This is a genomic window from Sphingopyxis sp. RIFCSPHIGHO2_12_FULL_65_19, from assembly GCF_001830555.1.
Taxonomy (GTDB): Bacteria; Pseudomonadota; Alphaproteobacteria; order Sphingomonadales; family Sphingomonadaceae; genus Sphingopyxis.
The window spans coordinates 16,277-29,537 of the sequence record NZ_MIAM01000013.1; the positions used below are offsets into that span (position 1 = coordinate 16,277).

Below are 13,261 nucleotides of genomic sequence, written 5' to 3' on the forward strand. Positions count from 1 at the left end.
AAATGGCAGCGTTCCCGCCCTTTGACACCGTTCACCGCGCGATGGTTTCGACTCGGCGCGACTCGCCGCGCAAAGATTCGCGCCACCTCGGTCGGGCTGATACAGCGCGCATCAATCGGGGCGGAGGGCTCCAATAAAACACAAGATGGGGTCGCCACTTGTCATCGAAAAATACGGGTCTGCGCGATTTGCGCCAGCGTTTTTCTGCGCTGTTTCAGGACCATGAAATCTTCGTTCGCACCCACGGCCATGTCCGCTTCCTGCGCGTCAGCGCCGTCTGGCAAAAGCGCGTCGCGCTGATCGCCGGCGCCGTACTGCTCGCATGGGCAGGCGCGACGCTCGCCGTGCTCGTCAACCAGCTGCTGACATCGGGTGAGCGCGCCGCGATCGCGCAGCAACAGGCCGCGGCCGCCGCATCCGAAGCGCGGATCGCGAAATATCGCGACAATGTCGCCGAAACCGCCGCCGACCTCGAAGATCGACAGGAACAGCTCGAAGAATGGTCAAAGGTGCATTTCGGCGTCGAACCCGCCGCGGTGACGCCCGAAATCGGGACCGAGGGCGCTGCGCCCGCTGCCGGCGCAGCCAATACGGCACCGCCGAAAACGACCGCGATGATCGACCCGAACCTGCCGCCCGAAGCGCAGGTCCTCGCCCGGCTCGAAGCGCGGCAGGAAGATTTTGCGACGCGCCTGCTCACCGCGGTCAACGCCCGCGCGGCCAAGGCCGAAGGCGCGGTTGCCAAATTGGGCCTGAACCCCGCGGCGCTCGTTCGCAACGCGGCGGCCGGTCGCGGTGGTCCGTTCATCCCCTATCGCGGCCGCGCTGGCCGCGCGAGCACGCTCGGCAAATCCTTCGCCGCGCTCGAAAGCGCGCTGTTCCGCATGGAAGTGCTCGAACGCACGCTCGTCGCGATTCCGTCGGGCCAGCCCGCGAACGTTCTGATGCTCTCGTCGAGTTTCGGCTATCGCAGCGATCCCTTCACCGGCGCGGGTGCGATGCATTCGGGGCTCGACTTCCCCGGCCCGATCGGGACGCCGATCCTTGCCGCCGCGCCCGGCCGCGTCGTCTATGTCGGCCAGAAATCGGGTTATGGCAATGTCGTCGAGGTCGACCACGGCCAAGGTATCCTGACCCGCTATGCCCACTTGTCGGGCTTTACCTCGACCGTCGGCGCGCAGGTCGCCCCCGGTCAACAGATCGCCAAGATGGGCTCGACCGGCCGTTCGACCGGCAGCCACCTGCATTTTGAAGTCCGTTTGAATGGCGTCGCGGTCAACCCGCGCCGCTTCCTGGAGGCTAAAGCCGATGTTCTCGAAGTCAAAGACGACGCAAGGCAGCGAGTCGGTTCCGTCGCTGCCGTCCGTGGTGCCCGCTAAGATGGCGACCGGCGCGCGTCACACGACCTTTTCGATCCTGGGATCGGATGTCGTCGTCACCGGCAATGTCGCCGCCAGCGTCGACCTGCATGTCGACGGCAAGATCGACGGCGACCTGAAATGCGCCAATCTGGTCCAGGGCGAAGCGAGCGAGATAAAGGGTTCGGTCGTCGCCGAAACCGCGAAGATCGCGGGCCTGCTCGACGGTGCAATCGAGGCAAAGACGTTGATCGTCCATGCCACGGCGCGGATCACCGGCGACGTAACTTACGAAAACATCACGATCGAAAATGGCGGCAAGGTCGAAGGCAAGCTCAGCCATCGCCGCCACGGCGCCGCTGCGGCCAAGGCGCCGCCGCCGCTGGAAGTGATCGAGAATAGGTCGGCGACCGCCGGCCTTTGATCCGCAGGCCGCGCGCTGCCGCGGCCATCAGTTCGACCGGGCGACCTCGCGGCCGGATTCGGCGCTCGGCGTATCGCGGTGCCGCTGGACCACGACCTTGTTCCGCCCGCCACGCTTTGCGTCATAAAGCGCCGCGTCCGCCAGCCGATACAATTGCTGGAAATCGCATGCGGGACGCACTTCGGCAACGCCGACGCTGGCGGTGACCAATCGGTCGCCCACCACCTCGCCATGATCGCAGGCGGCGATCCCGCGGCGAATGCTTTCGGCGAAGCGGGCAAGGATGATCCCCTCCATCCCGATCGTCAGCAGGCCGAACTCCTCGCCGCCGAGCCGCGAAACGGTGCACATCGGCCCTTCCCAGCGCGCGATCCGGCTGGCGATGCCGCACAGCACGACGTCCCCCGCATCATGCCCGTAAATATCGTTGATCGACTTGAACCGATCGATGTCCACCAGCAGCAGCGCCGCTGGCAGATTGTCGGCGCGCGCGCGGTCGAGCAGCGGCGTTACACTTTCGACGAAACCGCGGCGGTTGGGCAGGCCCGTCAGCGGGTCGCGCCGCGCAAGCTGCTGCGCCTGCGCTTCGGCGCTGCGGGCATGGTCACGCTCGATCCGCAGGTGCGCGAGTCGGCGCGTCGCGGCCGCCGCCAGCCACAGCGCCTGCCAGGTCGCGGCGACGAGCACCGCCAGCTTCGATCCGCCGCCCCAAAATCCATCCTCGACATCGACGATATGGATGAACCCCAAAATCGCCATCGGCAGCCCCCATGCCGCCAGGAAATCGCGCGCCTCGATCGACCCGCGGCGCCACGCCCAGCCGATATAAGCGGTCACGGCCAGTAGATCGGCAAGAATGACCAGCCCGAGCGCGTCGGCAAGCAGACCAAGGCTATCGCCGCGGATCAGGGCGAGCGGGATACCGGCGAGGCCGACGCCAAGGCCCAAAACGAGCGCCAGGGTGCGAAGCGCCCTGGACGCCCGTGTGCGATCGACGGCGGTGACCGCACTCGCCGTCGCCAGTGCGATCGCAAGGCAGGCGAGGAAGGTGCAGATCTGGGTTGTGACCGTCCCCGCCAGTTGCGGCGCCAGCGCAAGATGCATCTGCGACCACAGGCCGCCCCACAACAGCATCGTTCCCGCCCACGCCGCCTGCCAGGCCAGATATTGGCGGCGCACCGCAAAGGCGAGCGACAGGCTGTAAATGCAGCTGACAAGAAGCAGGGTGAGCGCGGCGCCGACCGCCGCGGCCATGCCCGCCGATTGCAGGCTCGCCTCGGCCTTGGGGATGATCCTCGCATGGACGAACTGGTGGCCCGACAGGCGATCGAAACGCATCGTCACCGCGGTCAGCGAGACGGTGCGGTCGGGTGCCTCGAACAATATCTGTCCGCCAGCGCGCCACTGTGATCCATAATCGCCCGCGCGCACACGCTGCCAGCGCGTCGTCCCGTCAGCGTAGGAAAAGGCGACAGCGAGGCGGTCGAACCGCGATTGATGCACCATCAGCGCGACGTCGCCGCGCTGCGCTGCGGCGCCATCGAGCGGCGCGCGCAGCCACAGGCTGCCCCGCTGATAGTTGGCGGGCACCCCGCGACACGAAAAACGCAGCGTGGAAAGGCCGTCGTCGGGCCGCGCCGCCTCACTCACCGCGTGGCAGACGTCGCGATCGAGCGCGAGCGTCCGCGCCGCCGCAGGCGCCCCCGACCAGCCGAGCGCAAGGGCGGCGAGCCCGAGCAGCAGCCGGCCGCATAGCGTGGTCACAAGATCGCCCGCCGCAGTCATGCGGGCCCTATCGCATCAATATGTTCGGAAATGTTTACCATCGCGCGAAAACCGGGGGATCAACGCCGGTCCGGGCGGCCGACGCGCATCCGGACCCTGATCCGGTCGCCCAGCCCGATCGCCTCCGCTGTCTGGACCGCACGCTTGATCGGCAACAGATAGCGCCCCTCGCGCGGGAACAGCGAGGTCGCAAATTCGCTCGTTCCGACGCGCGCCACCACCGGGACGACGCCCCAGCCATAGCTGGTGGTCATCGCGGCATGGCGGATCGCGCCGACATGCGCCTCGGGAACCGGCGCAAAGAAAAAGGGCGCAGGACCGCGCCACTCGATGATCGCGGAGTCAAAGACGATGTCGGCGTCGGTCGGCATCAGTTGCGCGGCGCCTGCCGCCGATAGCTCAACGCCTCGGCGATATGGATGCGGCCGATATCCGCGGCGCCCGCCAGGTCGGCGATCGTCCGCGCGACACGCAGGATACGCGTATAGCCGCGCGCCGACAGCCGCATCGCGTCGGCCGCCTGCGCCAACAGGGCCCGCCCGGCCTCGTCGGGGGTCGCGACGGCTTCCAGCAGGTCGCCGTCAATTTCGGCATTGGTCCGCGCCTTGTGCCCGGCATAGCGCGCGGTCTGCACATCGCGCGCCGCCGCGACGCGTGCCGCGACCTCTGCGCTGCCCTCGGCGGGCGGCGGCAGGACGAGGTCGGCGGCGCTCACCGCCTGCACCTCGACGTGCAGGTCGATGCGGTCGAGCAGCGGTCCCGAAAGCTTGGCCTGATAATCGGCGGCGCAGCGCGGCGCGCGGCTGCACGCGAGCGCGGGGTCGCCGAGATGGCCGCAACGGCACGGGTTCATCGCGGCGACCAGCTGGACGCGCGCCGGGAACGTCACATGCGCGTTGGCGCGCGCGACGCTGACCTCGCCCGTTTCGAGCGGCTGGCGCAGCGAATCGAGAACCCCGCGCTGGAACTCCGGCAATTCGTCGAGGAACAACACGCCCAGATGCGCAAGGCTGACCTCGCCCGGCCGCACGCGCAGCCCACCGCCGACGAGCGCGGGCATCGACGCCGAATGATGCGGGCTGCGAAACGGCCGCGCGCGGATCAACCGCCCGCCATCGAGCTGCCCCGCGACCGAGGCGATCATTGACACTTCGAGCGCTTCGGCGGGCGTAAGCTCGGGCAATATGCCGGGCATACACGCCGCCATCAACGACTTGCCGGCACCGGGCGGCCCCGACATCATCAGATTATGCGCGCCGGCGGCGGCGATTTCGAGCGCGCGCTTGGCGGTTTCCTGGCCCTTCACCTGGCGCAGGTCGGCGGTGCGTACGGGTATCTCGACCTCGCCGGGCACCGGCGGCGCGAGCAGCGCATTGCCCTTGAAATGATTGAGCAGCGAGAGGAGGTCAGGCGCGCCGAGCACCTCGACGTTGCCCGCCCAAGCCGCCTCCGGCCCCTGCGCCGCGGGGCAGATCAGCCCAAGCCCGGCGCTGCCCGCATGGATCGCGGCGAGCAATACGCCTGGCGACGAGGCGATCCGACCGTCCAGTCCCAACTCACCGACGACGACATAAGAAGCGAGCGTTTCGGCATCGATCACTCCCATCGCGCCCAGCAATGCGAGCGCGATCGGCAGGTCGTAGTGCGAGCCTTCCTTGGGCAGGTCGGCGGGCGACAGGTTGACGGTGATAACCTTCGGCGGCAGCGACAGGCCGATCGCCGCCATCGCCGCCCGAACGCGCTCGCGGCTTTCGCCGACCGCCTTGTCGGGTAGCCCGACGACGACGAAGCGCGGCACGCCCGGCGTTATCTGGCACTGCACCTCGACCCCGCGCGCGTCGATGCCGAGATAGGCCGTGGTTGAAACGACTGCGACCATATTCCCCCCGGAACAGCACCGATGTGCCCCCTTTGTTCCGATGCCCTCTTTAAGCGAAGTGGCGGGAAGGTCGAGTCTTTTTCGGAAGTTGGCGAAAGTGCCGCGTAGCGCAACCGCGATTGCAGGTTTGACAACATACCAACTAGTCGGTATGTTGATTCGCATGACGACAAATCAGCCCGCTTCTGTCCCCGCTGCCACCGCGCGCGATGTCCCCCCGGCGGGCGACGGCGGCGCCGGGGCGCGCGCCCCGCGCGGCAGTGCGCGCGCCAAGCTGATTGCGGCGGCACATGCGACGGTCCGCAAACAGGGCTATTCGGCGACGACGGTCGACCAGATTTGCGCGGCAGCGGGCGTGACCAAGGGCGCCTTCTTTCATCATTTCGCCTCGAAAGAGGAGCTGGCGGTTGCCGCCGCGGAGGGCTGGACCGAGCGCGCGCGGCCGATGTTCGAGCTGGCGCCGCATGTCCGGTTCGACGATCCGCTCGACCGCCTGCTCGGCCATATCGATTTCCGCCTGTCGATGCTCGACGGCCCGACCGAAGATTACACCTGCTTCGTCGGCACGATGGTGCAGGAAGCCTATGCGACCAGCGATCGTATCCGCGCGGCGTGCGAGGCGAGCATCAACGCCTATTGCCAGGCGCTGGCCCCCGACATCCAGGCCGCGATGGACATATATGACGTGCCCGCGGACGTCACCGCGATCGGCCTAGCCCAGCATGTCCAGTCGGTCCTGCAAGGTGCGTTCGTCCTGGCGAAAACGACGAACGACCCGGCGATTGCGCGCGGCACCGTCACGCACCTGAAGCGTTATGTCCGAATGCTGTTCGGCAGCAAAGGCGCGGCATGATGCGACAGGTAATTGCGGCCGCGCGCCGCCCACGCTGACGTGAACAACCCGATACCCCCAAAGGAGAGAAGATGATGCCCCAGATGATTTTCGTGAACCTGCCGGTGACCGACCTCGACAAGTCGAAGGCCTTTTACGAGGCGGTCGGCGCGGCGCACAACCCCGCCTTCACCGACGACACCGCCGCGTGCATGGTGGTCGAGGAAGGGTCGATCCACGTCATGCTGCTGACCCACGAAAAATGGGCGACCTTCACGTCGAAGAAAATCCCCGACGCACACACGACCGCGCAGGTCCTGCTTTGCGTGTCGGCCGACAGCCGCGACGCGGTCGACGGACAAGTCGCCAAGGCGGTCAAGGCAGGCGGCAAGGCCGACCCGACCCCGCGCCAGGAATATGGCGACTTCATGTACGGCCGCAGCTTCGAGGACCCCGACGGCCATATCTGGGAAGTGATGTGGATGGATCCCGCCGCCGCCAGCGGCGAGATGCCGGCCGAAGCCTCGGCCTAGGCCGGACCGAGGAGGGGATGGCGCCACCCTTGCACCGGCGCCGCCCCTCCTTCTTCCAATCCAGAGGAGCCGACGATGAGCTTCCAAGCCTATATCGACAATGTCGAAACCAAGACCGGCAAATCGGCCGAAAACCTGAAAAGCATCGCGATCGACAAGGGCCTTGCCGACGAAAACGGCCTCGCCCCCGGCGTCAAGGCCACCGCAATCATTGACTGGCTGAAGGCCGATTACGGCCTGGGCCACGGCCACGCGATGTCGATCGTCGCCTGGATCAAAGGGAAGAGGAACTGATTATGCCCGTCAATCCCAACGCCAGCATCGAAGTCACCGCCTTCGACTGGGTGCCCGATTTCGCGCGCGGCTATGTCCGCGACCTGCGCCCGCGCTGGGCGTGCGAGGAAATCGGGCTCGATTATGCCGAACATCTGATCAGCGCGGTCAACCGCCCCGCCGACCATTTCCTGTTCCAGCCGTGGGGACAGGTGCCGGTGCTGAACGACGGCGGCATCCGCCTGTTCGAGAGCGGCGCGATCCTGCTCCACCTCGCCGAAAAGGACGCGCGGCTGATGCCCCGCGATCCGCAGGCCCGCGCCAACACGCTCGCCTGGCTGTTCGCCGCCTATAACAGCGTCGAGCCGATGCTGTTCGAGCTGGGCAATGTCGACATTTTCGCCGCCGAAGAGGAATGGGCGAAGCTGCGCCGGCCCAGCCTGATCGAGTTCATCCAGGGTCGGCTCGGCCGGCTGAACGATGCGATGGGCGATAAAGACTATCTGACCGGCGAGTTCAGCGTTGCCGACATCGCGATGGCGACCGTGCTGCGCGAAGCCGTCGAGGCGGGGCTGATCGCGCAGCAGCCGCGGTTGCAGGCCTATCTGGACCGCTGCCTCGCGCGCCCTGCCTTCCAGCGCGCGATGGACGCGCAGCTAGCCGCCTTCAGCGAAGAAGCGGGCCCACCCGCCTGACGAGCGCAGTCGAAGGACGTCGCCATGCCCCATCCCGATCCGCCCTTTCGCGCTTATTCCCTCCCCCTTCATGGGAGAGGTAGCGAGACTTGGCGGCACAGCCGCCTCGTCGCAGCGGTCGGGGTGCGCTCTCGTCCCGACGCGCCGGTGCGAGGCCGCACGATCACCCCCAACCAACTGCGCCTAGCCGCGTCGCGGCAAGGCTCCATATCCTTCCCCCATCGAGGGGGAAGGGAAACACTCCAGGCCCCCGAAGGAGAGAGACGATGACCTATGTAGAAGGATTTGTGGTCGCGGTGCCGACCGCCAACAAGGAAGCCTATCGCAAACATGCCGCCGACGCGGCGCCGCTGTTCAAGGAGTTCGGCGTCGCGCGCATGGTCGAATGCTGGGGCGACGACGTCCCCGATGGCAAGGTCAACGATTTCAAGGGCGCGGTGCAGGCCAAGCCCGACGAAACCGTCGTGTTCAGCTGGTTTGAATATCCCGACAAGCAGGCACGCGACGCCGCGAACGAAAAAATGATGAGCGATCCGCGGATGCAGAGCATGGGCGAAGCGATGCCGTTCGACGCCAAGCGCATGATCATCGGCGGCTTCACATCGATCGTCGACGACCGCGCCGCGGGCGCGACCGCCTATGTCGACGGCTATGTCGTGCCCGTGCCCGACGGCAACAAGGACGCCTATCGCGCGATGGCGGAAAAGGCGTCCGAAGTGTTCCGCGACTATGGCGCGACGCGCGTCGTCGAGGCGTGGGCCGACGATGTGCCCGACGGCAAGGTCACCGACTATGCGCGCGCCGCGCACAAGAAGGATGGCGAAAGCGTCGTCTACAGCTGGGTCGAATGGCCGAGCAAGGACGCGCGCACCGCGGGCTGGGAAAAGATGATGACCGACGAGCGGATGAAGCACGATCCCGCGACCAACCCGTTCGACGGCGCGCGCATGATCTACGGCGGCTTCGTCCCGTTCGTCGAGGCGTAACGCTCCAGATCCTCCCCGTGCCGCAGGCATGGGGAGGTGGCAGCGGCGCAGCCGCTGACGGAGGGGCGATGGCGCGACGTCGCCGCCCCTCCACCATCCTTCGGATGGTCCCCCTCCCCATCGCTTCGCGACAGGGAGGATCAGTGGGAAGAGAACCGATGGCAGATATACAAAAACCCGAACACCGGACCGCCTCATGCCAGTGCGGCACGGTGAGCCTCGAACTCACCGGCAAGCCGATCGTCGCCGCGACCTGTTATTGCCATAGCTGCCAGACGGCGGGGCACGCGTTCGAGGCGCTTCCCGGCGCGCCGCCCGTGGTCGGCGCGGATGGCGGGACGCCCTATCTGTTGATGCGCAAGGACCGGCTGACCTGGCGGTCGGGATCGGACCAGCTCGCGGAGCATCGGCTGACGCCCGATTCGCCGACGCGGCGCTTTGTCGCAACCTGCTGCCATTCGCCGATCGCGCTCGAATTCACCAAGGGGCATTGGCTGAGCGTCTATTCGGACCGCATCGCCGCAGACGAAAGGCCGGCCGCCGAGATGCGGACGATCGTCGGCGACCGGCCCGAGGGCGTCGAGCTGCCGGACGACATCCCCAACTATCCGGCGCCGACGGGCAGGTTCCTGTGGCGGCTGCTGACCGCCTGGGCCGCGATGGGCTTTCGCGCGCCGCCGATCGAGATGACGAAAGGATATGCGCGGTGAGCGATCCCATCGAATGCGCCGACAGGCTGAATCAAGGAGAGAGACGATGAGCGAAGCATCCCATTTCATCTGGTACGAACTGATGACCCCCGACCCGGCGGGCGCCGCGCGCTTTTACGGCGCCGTCGTCGGCTGGACCATCGCCGCCGACCGCGACCCCGCCGCCGGTGACATGGATTATCGCATGATCGGACGCAGCGATGGCGGCAATGCCGGCGGCGTGCTGGCGCTTACCGCCGACATGATCGCGGGCGGCGCGCGGCCGGTCTGGCTCGGCTATCTGCACGTCGACGATGTCGATGCGGCGATTGCGGCGATCACCGCCGACGGCGGCGCGGTGCAGATGCCGGCGATGGACCTGCCCGTCGGGCGCATCGCGATGGTGACCGACCCGCAGGGCGCGCCCTTTTATATCATGGACCCGATCCCGCCCGAGGGTGGCGGCGAAAGCGACGTCTTTTCGATGACCGAACCGCAGCGCGTGCGCTGGAACGAACTGGCGACGAGCGACCCCGATGCCGCAATCGCCTTTTACAAAAAGCATTTCGGCTGGGGGCAGGACGGCGAAATGCCGATGGGCGAGCTTGGCGCCTATCGCTTCATCCAGCGCGGCGGCGACATGATCGGCGCGGTGATGCCTTTGATGGAAGGCTATCCGGCGCCGATCTGGTCCTATTATATCGGCGTCGACGACATCGACCGCGCGCGCGCCGCGGTGGCCGCGAACGGCGGCACGATCACCAACGAACCGATGGAAATCCCCGGCGGCGAATATGCGATGAACGCCATCGACCCGCAGGGCGCGCCGGTCGGCTTCGTCGGCCCGCGCAAGGCATAACCCACCCATCCGGGAAAGATCAGGAGAGAGACGATGACCAGCCAACCGACGAGCCAGCCGGTGAGCCTGTGCCTGTGGTACGACAAGGATGCCGAGGAAGCAGCGAAATTCTATGCCGCGACCTTTCCGGACAGCCGCGTCGGCGCGGTTCACAAGGCGCCCGGCGATTTCCCCGGCGGCAAGAAGGGCGACGCGCTGACGGTCGATTTCACCGTCCTTGGCATCCCGTGCGTCGGGCTCAACGGCGGCCCGGTCTTTCCGCACAGCGAAGCCTTTTCCTTTCAGGTCCACACCGACACGCAGGAGGAAACCGACCGTTACTGGAATGCGATCGTCGGCAACGGCGGGCAGGAAAGCGCGTGCGGCTGGTGCAAGGACAAATGGGGGCTCAACTGGCAGATCACGCCGCGGGTGTTGACCGACGCGACGATGGGGAATGATCCCGCGGTGGCAAAGCGCGCATTCGACGCGATGATGACGATGAAAAAGATCGACATCGCGGCGATCGAAGCCGCCGTGAAAGGTTGACGCCATGCTGATATTCTACGGCCATCCCTTCTCATCCTACGCCTGGAAAGCGTTGATCGCGCTGTATGAAAAGGGCCTGGATTTCGACTATCGCGCGCTCGAAACCGAACCGCCCTTCACCCATTATGACGAATTGCGGGCGCATTGGCCGGTCGGACAGTTCCCGCTGATCGTTCACGACGGGCGCCCGCTGTTTGAATCGAGCATCATCATCGAATATCTGGATCAGATGGGCGCCGAACCGCGCTTGATCCCCGCCGACCCCCGGACGGCATTGGAGGTCCGGTTTCTCGACCGGATATTCGACAATCATTTTCAGGCCCGTTTTCAGGCGGTCGTCGCCGAATATCTGCCCTTCATCACCGAAACGCCCGACCCTGCCCGCGTCGAACGCGCGCGCGACCTGCTCGAAAAGGCCTATGGCTGGCTCGACGCGCGGTTGCCCGACGATGGCTGGGCGGTGGCGCCGGACTTTACGCTGGCCGACTGCGCGGCGGCGCCGGCGCTTTTCTATGCCGACTGGGTCCATCCGATCGACCCGCGCCATGCGCGCGTGCGCGCCTATCGCGCGCGGTTGCTCGCCCGGCCGAGCGTGTCGCGCTGCATCGAAGGCGCCCGCCCCTATCGCGGCTTTTTTCCGTTCGATGTGTCGGGCCGCGACTGAGACAATGGGCGTCCCGGAACGGGGTTAACGCCGCGCTGACGTTGCCGCTTTGCCATTTGGTCATCGCGCCCGCGCGAAGGCGGACGCATGGCTTCGCCGACCGCCCTTTTGCGCACGCTCATCGCCGCCGCCTTCGCGACGGTGCTGGCGTTCGCCCCGGTGCAGGCGCAGCAGGTGACGACGATCACCACCACAACCGTCACCTGGACCTATGAGGATGCTGGCGGCGCCGACGAATATTTTGGCGACGAATATTTTGTCGACGGTGCCGCACTGCTCGATGACGCGGCGCTTGCCGACGACGCCGATTTCGCCGCCACCCGCCGCTATGCGCCGGCCGCCACGCTCGCGACGCTGGGGCAGGCGAAGGCGCGTTTTGGTCCTTTTTCGGTGATCGACGCCAGCACCGTCCGCATGGCGGGCGACGTCACCGCAGCGACGCCGCGCCAGTTCGCGGCGATGCTCGCCGCCTTTCCGGGGCTGAAGCGGCTCGAAATGATCGACTGCCCCGGCAGCCTCGACGAAGAAGCGAACCTGATCCTCGCGCGCGCGATCCGCCGGGCGGGGATGGAGACCGTGGTTCCGGCGGGCGGCTCGATCCGTTCGGGGGCGGTCGAGCTGTGGCTCGCCGGGGTCGCCCGCCGCGCCGCGCCCGACGCCGAGTTCGGCGTTCACAGCTGGGCCGACGAATATGGCCGCGAGGCCAGCGACTATCCGGCGAACGATCCGGTCCACGCCGAATATCTGGGCTATTACCGCGAAATGGGCCTCGACGACGGCCGGGCGCGAGCATTTTACGCGCTGACCAACGCGACCCCGTTCGACGACGTCCGCTATCTGACCCGCGACGACATGGCACGCTTCGTCACGCTGGACTGACGCCGCGTCGCGCCGCGGGCTGCTTTATCCTTGTAACACGCCGCCGCCTCCCCCACATCGCGCCCATGGCGAAGCGGAGCCTCTACCAGCGATTGCGATCGACCGCGCAGGTCCGGCTGGCGCTGTTCATCCTCGGCGTCCTGATGATGGCGATTGCGCCGGTCGTCGGCATCCTGCCCGGCCCCGGCTTCATCATCCTGTTCCCGCTTGGCCTGATGCTGTGTTTGCAGAACAGCGCGTGGGCAAAGCGCATCTATGTGCGGTTCAAATGGCGCCACCCGCGCTACGCCGCCTGGACCGACCGCGTGATGCGGCGCGCGAGCGCGGCGCGAAAGCGCGAACGCGAGACTTCGACGACCGCGGCGATTGCGGCGGCGGCCGCCGCCGCAGAGGAGTATCCGCCAGAAAGCTGGCCCAATGACAATTGACTTTGCGCCGACTCTCGCTTATCCGCGCCTCCATCAGTGGCCGCCCACGTTTGGCGGCCCTTTTCTGTTAGAGCTTTTGACGAGAATTAGGGACAACCGCGATGAAGCGTACCTTTCAACCGAGCAACCTCGTTCGCGCCCGTCGCCACGGTTTCCGCGCCCGCAAGGCGACGGTTGGCGGCCGCAAGATTCTCGCCAACCGCCGCGCCCAGGGCCGCAAGAAGCTGTCGGCCTGATCGCTGACGCTTCTGCGCCAGTGAAACTGGTGCGAACGCTTTCAAAACGCAGCGAATTTCTGGCCGCCAACCGCGGCCTTCGCTTTCCCATGCCCGGCTTTGTCCTGCTCGTCCGCCCGCGCGGCGATGACGAGGACGCGCTGGGCATTGGCTATACCGTCAGCAAGAAGGTCGGCAACGCCGTCACCCGCAACCGGATGAAGCGGCGCTTTC

At 66.7% G+C, this 13,261-nt stretch carries 18 protein-coding genes; 15 read left to right on the forward strand and 3 right to left on the reverse strand.

Annotation, left to right across the window (positions count from 1 at the left end):
* Positions 1-158 precede the first annotated feature (158 nt).
* A complete protein-coding gene (locus tag A3E77_RS02670; protein ID WP_293643358.1) occupies positions 159-1,379 on the forward strand; it encodes a M23 family metallopeptidase in 1,221 nt (406 codons plus the stop codon).
* A gap of 1 nt (position 1,380) precedes the next feature.
* Positions 1,381-1,782, forward strand: a complete 402-nt coding sequence (locus tag A3E77_RS02675) for a bactofilin family protein (RefSeq protein ID WP_293643373.1) — start codon at positions 1,381-1,383, stop codon at positions 1,780-1,782.
* Positions 1,783-1,809: 27 nt separating this feature from the next.
* Here the strand turns inward: A3E77_RS02675 and A3E77_RS02680 are convergent, their stop codons facing one another.
* The 3 genes from A3E77_RS02680 to A3E77_RS02690 are packed head-to-tail and all read right to left on the reverse strand — an operon-like array spanning position 1,810 to position 5,446.
* Positions 1,810-3,567, reverse strand: coding sequence for a sensor domain-containing diguanylate cyclase (locus A3E77_RS02680; RefSeq protein WP_293643359.1), 1,758 nt, complete (start codon positions 3,565-3,567; stop codon positions 1,810-1,812).
* Positions 3,568-3,626: 59 nt separating this feature from the next.
* Positions 3,627-3,938, reverse strand: a complete 312-nt coding sequence (locus A3E77_RS02685; RefSeq protein WP_293643360.1) for a DUF1905 domain-containing protein — start codon at positions 3,936-3,938, stop codon at positions 3,627-3,629.
* The gene (locus tag A3E77_RS02690; protein ID WP_293643361.1) at positions 3,938-5,446 is read right to left on the reverse strand and encodes a YifB family Mg chelatase-like AAA ATPase; all 1,509 of its coding nucleotides are present in this window, start codon (positions 5,444-5,446) and stop codon (positions 3,938-3,940) included. Before A3E77_RS02690 ends, A3E77_RS02685 begins: the two co-directional genes overlap by 1 nt.
* A gap of 163 nt (positions 5,447-5,609) precedes the next feature.
* Here A3E77_RS02690 and A3E77_RS02695 point away from each other — a divergent pair, with 163 nt between their 5' ends.
* From A3E77_RS02695 to A3E77_RS02760, 13 genes are all read left to right on the forward strand, one after another.
* The gene (locus tag A3E77_RS02695) at positions 5,610-6,299 is read left to right on the forward strand and encodes a TetR/AcrR family transcriptional regulator (RefSeq protein WP_293643362.1); all 690 of its coding nucleotides are present in this window, start codon (positions 5,610-5,612) and stop codon (positions 6,297-6,299) included.
* A 74-nt stretch (positions 6,300-6,373) separates the two neighbouring features.
* A complete protein-coding gene (locus A3E77_RS02700) occupies positions 6,374-6,811 on the forward strand; it encodes a VOC family protein (protein WP_293643363.1) in 438 nt (145 codons plus the stop codon).
* Between the two features lie 75 nt (positions 6,812-6,886).
* A complete protein-coding gene (locus tag A3E77_RS02705; protein ID WP_293643364.1) occupies positions 6,887-7,105 on the forward strand; it encodes a DUF4287 domain-containing protein in 219 nt (72 codons plus the stop codon).
* A gap of 2 nt (positions 7,106-7,107) precedes the next feature.
* Positions 7,108-7,779, forward strand: coding sequence for a glutathione S-transferase family protein (locus A3E77_RS02710; protein WP_293643365.1), 672 nt, complete (start codon positions 7,108-7,110; stop codon positions 7,777-7,779).
* A gap of 266 nt (positions 7,780-8,045) precedes the next feature.
* Positions 8,046-8,765 (forward strand): DUF1428 domain-containing protein, encoded by a 720-nt coding sequence (locus A3E77_RS19445; protein WP_458574405.1) that lies wholly within the window; start codon positions 8,046-8,048, stop codon positions 8,763-8,765.
* A 158-nt stretch (positions 8,766-8,923) separates the two neighbouring features.
* Complete coding sequence (locus A3E77_RS02725) at positions 8,924-9,475, forward strand: GFA family protein (RefSeq protein WP_293643366.1); 552 nt, start codon at positions 8,924-8,926, stop codon at positions 9,473-9,475.
* Between the two features lie 46 nt (positions 9,476-9,521).
* Positions 9,522-10,313 (forward strand): VOC family protein, encoded by a 792-nt coding sequence (locus tag A3E77_RS02730; RefSeq protein WP_293643367.1) that lies wholly within the window; start codon positions 9,522-9,524, stop codon positions 10,311-10,313.
* A 33-nt stretch (positions 10,314-10,346) separates the two neighbouring features.
* Positions 10,347-10,841 (forward strand): VOC family protein, encoded by a 495-nt coding sequence (locus A3E77_RS02735; RefSeq protein ID WP_293643368.1) that lies wholly within the window; start codon positions 10,347-10,349, stop codon positions 10,839-10,841.
* A gap of 4 nt (positions 10,842-10,845) precedes the next feature.
* Positions 10,846-11,505, forward strand: a complete 660-nt coding sequence (locus A3E77_RS02740; protein ID WP_293643369.1) for a glutathione S-transferase family protein — start codon at positions 10,846-10,848, stop codon at positions 11,503-11,505.
* 87 nt (positions 11,506-11,592) lie between these two features.
* Entirely contained in the window at positions 11,593-12,384 is a 792-nt protein-coding gene (locus tag A3E77_RS02745; RefSeq protein ID WP_293643370.1) for an alpha/beta hydrolase, read from the forward strand.
* A gap of 65 nt (positions 12,385-12,449) precedes the next feature.
* A complete protein-coding gene (locus A3E77_RS02750) occupies positions 12,450-12,812 on the forward strand; it encodes a hypothetical protein (RefSeq protein WP_293643371.1) in 363 nt (120 codons plus the stop codon).
* Between the two features lie 101 nt (positions 12,813-12,913).
* Positions 12,914-13,048 (forward strand): 50S ribosomal protein L34, encoded by a 135-nt coding sequence (gene rpmH / locus A3E77_RS02755; RefSeq protein WP_039570342.1) that lies wholly within the window; start codon positions 12,914-12,916, stop codon positions 13,046-13,048.
* Positions 13,049-13,077: 29 nt separating this feature from the next.
* On the forward strand, positions 13,078-13,261 hold a 184-nt coding region (locus A3E77_RS02760), incomplete at its 3' end, for a ribonuclease P protein component (RefSeq protein WP_293643372.1).

Bases quoted from the DNA above. Each gene is read 5' to 3' on its own strand.
- A3E77_RS02675 (WP_293643373.1), top strand. From the start codon at position 1,381: ATGGCGACCGGCGCGCGTCACACGACCTTTTCGATCCTGGGATCGGAT.
- A3E77_RS02680 (WP_293643359.1), bottom strand. From the start codon at position 3,567: ATGACTGCGGCGGGCGATCTTGTGACCACGCTATGCGGCCGGCTGCTG.
- A3E77_RS02685 (WP_293643360.1), bottom strand. From the start codon at position 3,938: ATGCCGACCGACGCCGACATCGTCTTTGACTCCGCGATCATCGAGTGG.
- A3E77_RS02690 (WP_293643361.1), bottom strand. From the start codon at position 5,446: ATGGTCGCAGTCGTTTCAACCACGGCCTATCTCGGCATCGACGCGCGC.
- A3E77_RS02695 (WP_293643362.1), top strand. From the start codon at position 5,610: ATGACGACAAATCAGCCCGCTTCTGTCCCCGCTGCCACCGCGCGCGAT.
- A3E77_RS02700 (WP_293643363.1), top strand. From the start codon at position 6,374: ATGCCCCAGATGATTTTCGTGAACCTGCCGGTGACCGACCTCGACAAG.
- A3E77_RS02705 (WP_293643364.1), top strand. From the start codon at position 6,887: ATGAGCTTCCAAGCCTATATCGACAATGTCGAAACCAAGACCGGCAAA.
- A3E77_RS02710 (WP_293643365.1), top strand. From the start codon at position 7,108: ATGCCCGTCAATCCCAACGCCAGCATCGAAGTCACCGCCTTCGACTGG.
- A3E77_RS19445 (WP_458574405.1), top strand. From the start codon at position 8,046: ATGACCTATGTAGAAGGATTTGTGGTCGCGGTGCCGACCGCCAACAAG.
- A3E77_RS02725 (WP_293643366.1), top strand. From the start codon at position 8,924: ATGGCAGATATACAAAAACCCGAACACCGGACCGCCTCATGCCAGTGC.
- A3E77_RS02730 (WP_293643367.1), top strand. From the start codon at position 9,522: ATGAGCGAAGCATCCCATTTCATCTGGTACGAACTGATGACCCCCGAC.
- A3E77_RS02735 (WP_293643368.1), top strand. From the start codon at position 10,347: ATGACCAGCCAACCGACGAGCCAGCCGGTGAGCCTGTGCCTGTGGTAC.
- A3E77_RS02740 (WP_293643369.1), top strand. From the start codon at position 10,846: ATGCTGATATTCTACGGCCATCCCTTCTCATCCTACGCCTGGAAAGCG.
- A3E77_RS02745 (WP_293643370.1), top strand. From the start codon at position 11,593: ATGGCTTCGCCGACCGCCCTTTTGCGCACGCTCATCGCCGCCGCCTTC.
- A3E77_RS02750 (WP_293643371.1), top strand. From the start codon at position 12,450: ATGGCGAAGCGGAGCCTCTACCAGCGATTGCGATCGACCGCGCAGGTC.
- rpmH (WP_039570342.1), top strand. From the start codon at position 12,914: ATGAAGCGTACCTTTCAACCGAGCAACCTCGTTCGCGCCCGTCGCCAC.